The following is a 3451-nucleotide window of genomic DNA, read 5'->3' as shown; positions in this document are numbered from 1 at the left end:
CCAGAGGGCCCCTCGGGCGGGCAGACGCCAGAGGGCCCCTCGGGCCTCAGACGGCTGCCTGAGGCCCGAGGGGCCCGTGTGGGTGCCCGAGGCCGTCGCGCCCCGGGCGGTCGTCCTGTGGCGCCCTACACGAGCGCGCTGCCCGGGAGCTCGACCTTCGCGCCCAGCTCGACGAGCTTCTCCATGAAGTTCTCGTAGCCGCGGTTGATCAGGTCGATGCCGTGGACGCGGGACGTGCCCTGCGCCGCCAGCGCCGCGATCAGGTAGGAGAAGCCGCCCCGGAGGTCCGGGATGACCAGGTCGGCGCCCTGGAGCTTCGTGGGGCCGGACACGACCGCCGAGTGGAGGAAGTTCCGCTGACCGAAGCGGCAGTCCGAACCGCCCAGGCACTCGCGGTACAGCTGGATGTGGGCACCCATCTGGTTCAGCGCGGAGGTGAAACCGAGCCGCGACTCGTACACCGTCTCGTGGACGATGGAGAGGCCCGCCGCCTGCGTCAGGGCCACCACCAGCGGCTGCTGCCAGTCGGTCTGGAAACCGGGGTGCACGTCCGTCTCCAGGGCGATCGCGTTGAGCGAGCCGCCCGGGTGCCAGAAGCGGATGCCCTCGTCGTCGATCTCGAAGGCGCCACCCACCTTCCGGTAGGTGTTGAGGAACGTCATCATCGAGCGCTGCTGGGCGCCGCGGACGTAGATGTTGCCCTCGGTCGCCAGCGCCGCCGACGCCCAGGACGCCGCCTCCAGGCGGTCCGGGAGCGCGCGGTGCGTGTAACCGTCGAGCTTGTCGACACCGGTGATGCGGATGGTGCGGTCGGTGTCCATGGAGATGATCGCGCCCATTTTCTGCAGGACGCAGATCAGGTCCTCGATCTCCGGCTCCACGGCGGCGTTGGAGAGCTCGGTGACGCCCTCCGCCAGCACGGCCGTGAGCAGCACCTGCTCGGTCGAGCCGACCGAGGGGTACGGCAGCCGGATCTTGGTGCCGCGCAGTCGCTGCGGGGCCTCCAGGTACTGACCGTCCGCCCGCTTCTCGATCGTCGCGCCGAACTGACGCAGCACGTCGAAGTGGAAGTCGATCGGCCGGCCACCGATGTCGCAGCCGCCCAGACCCGGGATGAAGGCGTGGCCGAGGCGGTGCAGCAGCGGCCCGCAGAAGAGGATCGGAATGCGCGACGAACCGGCGTGGGCATCGATGTCGGCCACGTTGGCGGATTCGACGTGCGTCGGGTCGAGGACCAGCTCGCCCGGCTCCTCACCGGGGCGGACCGTCACTCCGTGCAGCTGCAGCAGCCCGCGGACCACACGGACGTCACGGATGTCGGGCACGTTGCGCAGTCGGCTCGGCCCGCTGCCGAGGAGAGCGGCGACCATCGCCTTGGGCACGAGGTTCTTCGCGCCGCGGACACGGATCTCGCCCTCCAGCGGGGTTCCGCCGTGGACAAGCAGTACATCGTCTGTGCCGGTCATGAATCTCGCGTTCCGGTGGGGGTCGGGCAGGGGGCCAGGGAAAAGGGTAAGGGTCGGGGGCACCCCCCTAGGAAGCCTTGGGGGGCCTGTCAGATGTAATGAATTCGGCACAACACTCTCTGTTCACCCAATCTTGCGGAGCGTTACCGTCCGTTTGTGTCCGGGGAGCGCCACGCAGATCCGCCCTGAACTGCGTAGGCGTCCCGCGTGTGTCCACTCCATCGGACGACCTTCCTAATCGCCGAAGATGCGGGATCATGTGTCGCATGACCGAGGTGTCCTCGCTCACAGGACGGCTGCTCGTAGCCACCCCCGCCCTGGCCGACCCCAATTTCGACCGCGCGGTGGTGCTGCTCCTCGACCACGACGACGAGGGCTCGCTCGGCGTGGTTCTCAACCGGCCGACGCCGGTGACGGTCGGTGACATCCTCGCGCCCTGGGCCGACCTCGCCGGCGAGCCGGGCGTGGTCTTCCAGGGCGGCCCGGTCTCCCTGGACGCGGCGCTCGGAGTCGCGGTGATCCCCGGCGACGAGGGCCCGCTGGGCTGGCGCCGGGTGTTCGGAGCGATCGGCCTGGTCGACCTGGAGACCCCGCCGGAACTCCTCGGCCCGGCGCTGGGCTCCCTCCGGATCTTCGCCGGCTACGCGGGCTGGGGCCCGGGTCAACTGGAGTCGGAGCTCGGCGAGGGCGCGTGGTACGTGGTCGAATCCGAACCGGGCGACGTGTCCTCCCCCCGCCCGGAGACCCTGTGGCGAGAGGTCCTGCGCCGCCAGCGGAGCGACCTCGCGATGGTGGCCACGTACCCGGACGATCCCTCGCTCAACTGATGCGACGCCCTTCGATGGGATGCGAACGCGTGTACGGGTGATCGCTGAATGCGGGGCGCTTGAGCGAATCCGGCCCAGGTGTGCGAGCCGCTGGTTGGCGTGAACGCCGATGAAGCTCACCGTGCAGGTCAAGCTCGCCCCGACGGCCGACCAGGCGGCGGCACTCGCGGCGACCCTGCGCGCCTGCAACGAAGCCGCCTCGTGGGTCGCGAAGGTCGCATTCGAGACGGGCGAATTCAAGAACTTCTCCCTGCGTAAGCGGGTCTATGCGCAAGTGAAGGGCCGGTGGGGCCTGGGGGCGCAAGCCGCCCAGCACGTCATCAAGAAGACCTGTGACGCGTACGCCACGCTGCGGGCGAACATGCGGGCCGGAAATCTCGGCAGGCCTGGATCGAAGCGGTACGACCAGGCGACGCGGAAGCCGATCGGATTCCGCCTCGGTGCGGGTCAGTCGTACGACGACCGCATGTTGTCCTGGCAATTCGACGAGGGCACCGTGTCGGTGTGGACGACAGGCGGGCGGATGAAGGGCGTCGCGTTCACCGGCAGCAGCGAGCAACTCGAGATACTTGCCCAGTACCGCAAGGGCGAGTCGATCTGCTGTGTCGGGACGGGGCGTGGTTCTTGATCGCTACCTGTGAGGTCCCCGAGGCGGAGCTGAACGCCGATCCGGTGGACTTCCTGGGCGTGGTGCGGGGCCCCATCAGCGGCCCCTGCCTCCTCGATCCCGAGGGTGGCTGGACGCGTACGGAGTGTCACGCTGGTTGACGCCCCTCATGCAAGCCCTGTCGCCGCAACGGCGGGCGGTTGATTACCCTTGGCTCCCATGAGCACTCTCGAGCCCGAGCGCGGGGCAGGTACGGGAACCCTCGTGGAGCCGACGCCGCAGGTGTCCCACGGTGACGGCGACCACGAGCGCTATGCCCACTACGTCCAGAAGGACAAGATCATGGCGAGTGCCCTCGACGGCACTCCCGTGGTGGCACTGTGCGGCAAGGTCTGGGTACCGGGGCGCGACCCCAAGAAGTACCCGGTCTGCCCGATGTGCAAGGAGATCTACGAGTCCATGGGTCCCGGTGGGGACAAGGGCAAGGACGGCAAGGGCGGCGACAAGAAGTAGCCCGCTCTCTCGCCGCGGGGACGGCCCCCGGTGCGTGT

General features: G+C 69.1%; 4 protein-coding genes. 3 read left to right on the top strand and 1 reads right to left on the bottom strand.

Going from position 1 to position 3451, the window contains the following annotated elements:
• Positions 1-125: 125 nt before the first annotated feature.
• Positions 126-1466: a UDP-N-acetylglucosamine 1-carboxyvinyltransferase gene (murA, locus tag ACFC0D_RS38320; RefSeq protein ID WP_352187417.1), complete on the bottom strand. Its 1341-nt coding sequence runs from the start codon at positions 1464-1466 to the stop codon at positions 126-128.
• Between the two features lie 266 nt (positions 1467-1732).
• On the opposite strand from murA, the gene ACFC0D_RS38315 reads away from it, so the two are divergent.
• From ACFC0D_RS38315 to ACFC0D_RS38305, 3 genes are all read left to right on the top strand, one after another.
• Complete coding sequence (locus tag ACFC0D_RS38315) at positions 1733-2293, top strand: YqgE/AlgH family protein (protein ID WP_376446684.1); 561 nt, start codon at positions 1733-1735, stop codon at positions 2291-2293.
• Positions 2294-2402: 109 nt separating this feature from the next.
• Positions 2403-2921: a hypothetical protein gene (locus ACFC0D_RS38310; protein WP_376446681.1), complete on the top strand. Its 519-nt coding sequence runs from the start codon at positions 2403-2405 to the stop codon at positions 2919-2921.
• Between the two features lie 198 nt (positions 2922-3119).
• Positions 3120-3413: a DUF3039 domain-containing protein gene (locus ACFC0D_RS38305; protein ID WP_329120009.1), complete on the top strand. Its 294-nt coding sequence runs from the start codon at positions 3120-3122 to the stop codon at positions 3411-3413.
• Positions 3414-3451 lie beyond the last annotated feature (38 nt).

The organism is Streptomyces sp. NPDC056222 (assembly GCF_042264065.1).
GTDB lineage: Bacteria > Actinomycetota > Actinomycetes > Streptomycetales > Streptomycetaceae > Streptomyces.
Note: the sequence above shows the minus strand (reverse complement) of the source record. Positions and strands in the feature narration are given on the sequence as shown.